4 protein-coding genes, 1 rRNA gene and 1 pseudogene are annotated in these 5773 nt (G+C 31.5%); all 6 read left to right on the top strand.

Annotated features, from left to right (window positions below; translation table 11 throughout):
- On the top strand, positions 1-388 hold a 388-nt coding region (locus B8965_RS12120), incomplete at its 5' end, for an IS3 family transposase (protein WP_144015934.1).
- A gap of 95 nt (positions 389-483) precedes the next feature.
- Entirely contained in the window at positions 484-1326 is an 843-nt protein-coding gene (locus B8965_RS12125; protein WP_200805926.1) for a metallophosphoesterase, read from the top strand.
- A gap of 75 nt (positions 1327-1401) precedes the next feature.
- Positions 1402-2445 (top strand): [FeFe] hydrogenase H-cluster radical SAM maturase HydE, encoded by a 1044-nt coding sequence (gene hydE / locus B8965_RS12130; RefSeq protein WP_084054456.1) that lies wholly within the window; start codon positions 1402-1404, stop codon positions 2443-2445.
- A 1-nt stretch (position 2446) separates the two neighbouring features.
- Positions 2447-3822 (top strand): annotated as a pseudogene (gene hydG, locus B8965_RS12135) ([FeFe] hydrogenase H-cluster radical SAM maturase HydG).
- 106 nt (positions 3823-3928) lie between these two features.
- On the top strand, positions 3929-5161 hold the full coding sequence (hydF, locus tag B8965_RS12140) for a [FeFe] hydrogenase H-cluster maturation GTPase HydF (protein ID WP_084054457.1): 1233 nt from the start codon (positions 3929-3931) through the stop codon (positions 5159-5161).
- Positions 5162-5488: 327 nt separating this feature from the next.
- Positions 5489-5773 (top strand): 16S ribosomal RNA (locus B8965_RS12145); the annotation flags it as partial.

A 5773-nucleotide genomic window follows, 5' to 3' on the forward strand; every position in this document is an offset into this window, starting at 1 on the left:
TTATGGTATTGCTAAGCGTCCTACGGCCAAGAGCGTAATGGATGCACTAGATAAGGCCATTAAAATAACCTCAGATTGTCCTTATCGCCGAACATTCCATTCAGATCAAGGATGGGCTTACCAGATGAGAGCATACTCTAACCGGCTTAAGGAAGAACGTATTTTTCAAAGTATGTCTAGAAAAGGTAACTGCTATGATAATTCCGTTATGGAGAACTTCTTTGGACTGCTTAAACAAGAGATTTACTATGGTGTCGTCTATTACAGCTATGAGGAATTGAAGTCGGAAATTGAACGATACATAAATTACTATAACGAAAAGAGAATTAAAGAGAAACTTGGATGGCTAAGTCCAGTGCAATACAGACTTAGTCTTCAGGCTGCATAAAAATAGCGAGGCAGCCGAAACTGTCTCGCTAATAAAGTCTAACTTTTAGGGGTCACCTCACCTCAAGATAGATGCTTTTTGATTTTCAAAATGAGGTGAGATCCATTAAAGGTAAACTAATTCTAGTCTTAGCATTGGTGGTTTTTATAATAGGTTTTTTATATTATGAAAATAATGGTTTAATGATTAGCCATTATAAAATCAATAGTAATAAATCTTTAAAAGGTTTTAAAGGCTTTAAAATTATTCATCTATCAGACCTACATAGTAAAAAGTTTGGCAATAATAATAAAAATATGATTAAAATTTTAAAAAAAGAAACACCCGACATTATTGTAATTACGGGGGATTTGATAGATCGGAGAAAATATGATGAAGACAAAAGTTTAAAACTTATTAAGAGGTTTAAAAAAATTGCTCCTATTTATTTTGTGACGGGTAATCATGAAGGTTGGTCGGGAAAGTTCAATTCATTAGAAAGAAAGTTAGAAAATGAAGGAGTAATTATTTTAAGAAATGATACAAAAGTAATAACTAGGGGAAGCGATCAAATCGTAATTATGGGAATAGACGATCCAGCTTTTAAATCAAGAACAGAACATAATAATTATTCGATTGTTAAAAAAGAAATTTCAAATATGCTTACTGAAGAAAATGACCAATATATAATCTTACTTAGTCACAGACCAGAGCTTTTCAATTTATATAATGAGTTTAAAATTGATTTATCATTAACTGGACACGCCCATGGAGGCCAAATAGCTATCCCATTTATTGGTGCTCTAATTGCTCCTAATCAAGGTCTTTTTCCGAAATATTATAAAGGCATACACACTTACGGTGAATCTAAAATGATAGTAAGTAGAGGTTTGGGGAACAGCATTATTCCTCTAAGGTTTTTTAATAGACCAGAAGTAGTGAGCATTACTTTTGATTAAATCAGAGCGTTTATAAGAGAAATTATTAGAAATAGGTATAAAAGAAGCGTATAATTAAAATAGTGGGGGATTACGATGAATAAACTTATTGATAGGCTTTACCTTGATAATTATCTTGATAAACCAGATTTATTAAATTTACTTAATAATATGAATACTGAAAATGAAGTTTATTTATTAAAAAGGGCTCATGAAACTAGATTAAAGGTTTATGGTGATAAGGTCTTTTTACGAGGGTTAATTGAATTTACTAGCTACTGTAAACAAAATTGCTTGTATTGTGGGCTTAGATCTGCTAATCAAAAAGCGCAAAGATACAGATTGTCTATTGATGAAATTCTTTCTGTTTGTGGACAAGCGGACAAGTTAGGATATAAGACTATTGTTTTACAGGGTGGGGAAGACAATTATTATGATGATGAAAAAATTATTGATATTATCACTAGGATTAAAGCTGATTTTCCTAAAACAGCGATTACCCTTTCAATAGGTGAAAAGTCATATGAATCATATAAATCATATTTTGATGCAGGAGCAGATAGATATTTATTACGCCATGAAACAGCAACGCCAGACTTTTATGAAAAGTTTCATTTCAAACTGAATTTTGAAAACAGAAAAAGATGTTTAGAAGATTTAAAAAAGATAGGTTATCAAGTAGGTGCAGGTTTTATGGTAGGACTGCCTGGACAAACTAAAGAACACTTGGTAGAAGATGTTCATTTTTTAAAAGAACTAGAAGCACATATGGTAGGAATAGGACCATTTATTCCTCATAAGGATACGCCTTTAAATGATAAAAAAGCAGGATCTACCAATTTAACTTTAATTATGCTTGCATTAACTAGGATGTTTTTACCAAAAGTATTATTGCCTACTACAACTGCATTAGGAACGGTAGATGGTTGTGGTTATGAAAAAGGATTAAAAGCAGGGGCAAATGTAATTATGCCTGTCCTTACCCCGAATAATGTAAGAAATAAGTATGCTTTATATGATGGCAAAATATCTATAGGCAACAAAGTTTCAGAAAATAAAAACTATATAATAGAAAAAATCGAAAATGCAGGATTTACTGTTTCCCTATCTAGAGGAGACAATATAGATTGGAGGAAATAAAATGTTTATTGATCATGACTATATTGAAAGTTTATTAACCAAAGCCAAAGATGCAAGTAAAGAAGATATTGCTAAGGTTTTAATTAAAGCAAAAAAAATGAAAAACTAGCTCCTGAGGATATTGCAATATTACTGCAAATTGAGGATAGGGAACAAATTAATGAAATGTATGAAATAGCAGGAATGATAAAAGAATCAATCTATGGAAATAGAGTTGTAGTTTTTGCTCCTTTATATATCTCGAATTATTGTGTAAATAATTGTGTTTATTGTGGCTATCAAAGAACGAATGATTTTACTAGAAGAAGATTAACGATGGAAGAAATTCAAGAAGAAGTAAAAATATTAGAAAAAATGGGCCATAAAAGATTAGCTCTAGAAGCAGGAGAAGATCCAGTTAATTGTGATATTGATTATGTACTAGATGCTATTAATGCTATTTATAATACAGAAAATGAAAATGGTGCTATTAGGAGAATTAATGTAAATATAGCTGCAACGAGCGTTGAAAATTATCAAAAACTCAAAAAACAAGATATTGGAACATATATTTTATTTCAAGAAACATATCATAAACCTACTTATGAAAAAATGCATCCTAATTCAATAAAAGGAGATTATGAATATCATCTTACGGCTTTTGATCGTGCTATGGAAGCAGGTCTTGATGATGTGGGAGCAGGCGTACTCTTTGGACTTTACGACCCAAAGTTTGAAGTATTAGGACTTATGCTCCATAATGAATATCTGGAAAATAAATTTGGGGTTGGCTTTCATACGATTTCATTCCCTAGACTCAAAAAAGCAGAAGGAATGGATTTAAATACTTTTCCTCATTTAGTTGATGATGATACTTTTAAGAAAATTGTTGCTATTACAAGAATAACTGTTCCCTATACAGGAATCATTATGTCTACAAGAGAAAGTGGAGAAATGCGTAAAGCTTTATTAAAATATGGCGTTTCACAAGTAAGTGCAGGTTCTTCGACAGGAGTAGGGGGATATAAAGAAAGAGAAGAAGGTAAAAATGTTGACCAGTTTTCAGTAGAAGATAATAGAAGTCCTTTAGAAGTCTTAAAAGAATTAGTTAATGATAATTATATACCTAGCTATTGTACTGCTTGTTATCGAAGCGGTAGAACAGGTGATAGATTTATGAGTTTAGCTAAATCTGGTGAGATCCATAATATTTGCACACCAAACGCTTTAATGACTTTACTTGAATTCATTTTAGATTATGGTGATGAAGATTTAAGTAAAAAGGGAATGGAATTAATTTTAGCTGAAACAGAAAAGATTGAAAATAAAGAGCTACAAAAGTCTCTGTTAAATAATTTTGAAAGATTAAAAAAAGGTGAAAGAGACTTATATTTATAATAATTGTTAGAAAAATGTTATAGAAAGAATAAAGTATAAAAAGATAAGAGGTGAGTTTTAGTGAGGAGTTAGTACTTGCAGTTAACGCTCTCACTAAAGATAAATAATGCATAAAACCCCGAATGCAAATCGTAAACATATCGCAATTTTTGGCAATACAAATGCAGGAAAATCCTCATTGTTAAATGCCATTATTGGACAAGAAATTTCTATAGTATCGGAAGTAAGAGGAACAACCACAGATATAGTGAGTAAGGCAATGGAGTTTGGGACAGTTGGACCAGTAGTATTTATAGATACTGCTGGTCTTAATGACACTAGTAATCTTGGTCAGTTAAGAGTTAAAAAAACACTAAAGGTTTTAGAAAGAACAGACCTAGCTCTTTATGTGATGGATATAAATGACATAGATGAAGTTGCTTATCAAGAAATGATAAGATTATTTAAAAAATACAATATTCCTCACATATTGGTTATTACTAAAATAGATAAGATTATAGAGATAAGTAATAAGGATAACGTTGGTGAAAAACTTGCTGAAACTTTAGATAGAAGAATATTAGAAGTAAAATCTAAATATAAAGAAGCTATTTTTATAAGTACACTTAATAAAGAAAGAATTTTAACATTAAAAGAGGAAATAATAAAAAAACTTAGCACCAAGGAAGAAGAAACTCTGATTGGAGACTTATTACCATATGGTAGTAAAATTATTTTGGTAGTACCAATTGATTCTGAGGCTCCTAAAGGAAGATTAATCTTACCTCAAGTACAATTAATTAGAGATTGCTTGGATCATGGGATAAAAAGCTATGTAGTAAGGGATACTGAACTAAAAGAAGCCTTAGGAGATTTAAAAGGTATAGATTTAGTAGTTACGGACTCTCAAATCTTTAAAAGTGTAAAGGAAATAGTACCTAAAGAAATTAAATTAACTAGTTTCTCCATATTACTTTCTAGGCAAAAAGGAGATATAAACACTTTTTTAGAGGGAATAGCAAAAATCAAAAGCTTAACAAAAGATTCTAAAGTTTTAATCTCAGAAAGTTGTACTCATAATGAAACTCATGAAGATATAGGGAGAGTAAAAATACCTACTCTTTTAAACAAGCATGTAGGGCAAACATTAAACTACGATTTTAAAATGGGACATGATTTCCCCGAGGATTTAGAAAAATACGATTTAGTTATTCATTGTGCCTCCTGTATGTTAAATAAAAAAACCATGCAGACAAGGATAAATATTTGTAAAGAAAAAGGGGTTAAGATCACTAATTATGGAATGGTGCTGGCTTATTTAACGGGCATATTAGACAAAAGTATAGAAATTTTTCAATAAAGTACTTGCAAATAATATCTAGAACGTGGTATATTAATTGAGCGCCAAACAGGCGTTCAAAACATTTTAAAACATCTTAAAAAAATGTTGACACACAAGTTTTAAAATGATAAGATAAATTTTGTCGCCAAGAGGGGACGCAAAACACAAGAAAAAAACAAAAGAAGAGAGAAATTGATAATTAAATGCAAAATGTTGAAACATACATGAGCATCACATCTTCTTAACAAGTTGTTCTTTGAAAATCAAACAGTTATAAAGAAACAGACCACAAGTAACAAACGGATAAATAACAAAGCCAAAAGTTGGTTTTGAGCTTGCAGGATATTAATGGAGAGTTTGATCCTGGCTCAGGACGAACGCTGGCGGCATGCCTAACACATGCAAGTCGAACGGACTTTTAGTTTTTAGTTTACTAAATACTAAAAGTTAGTGGCGGACGGGTGAGTAACGCGTGGGTAACCTGCCCATAAGTTGGGGATAACTCCGGGAAACCGGTGCTAATACCGAATAAGCTTAATTTACCGCATGGTAGATTAAGTAAAGATGGCCTCTTTACAATGCTATCGCTTATGGATGGACCCGCGTCTGATTAGCTAGTTGGTGAGGTAA

The organism is Desulfonispora thiosulfatigenes DSM 11270 (genome assembly GCF_900176035.1).
Taxonomy (GTDB): Bacteria; Bacillota; Peptococcia; order Peptococcales; family Desulfonisporaceae; genus Desulfonispora; species Desulfonispora thiosulfatigenes.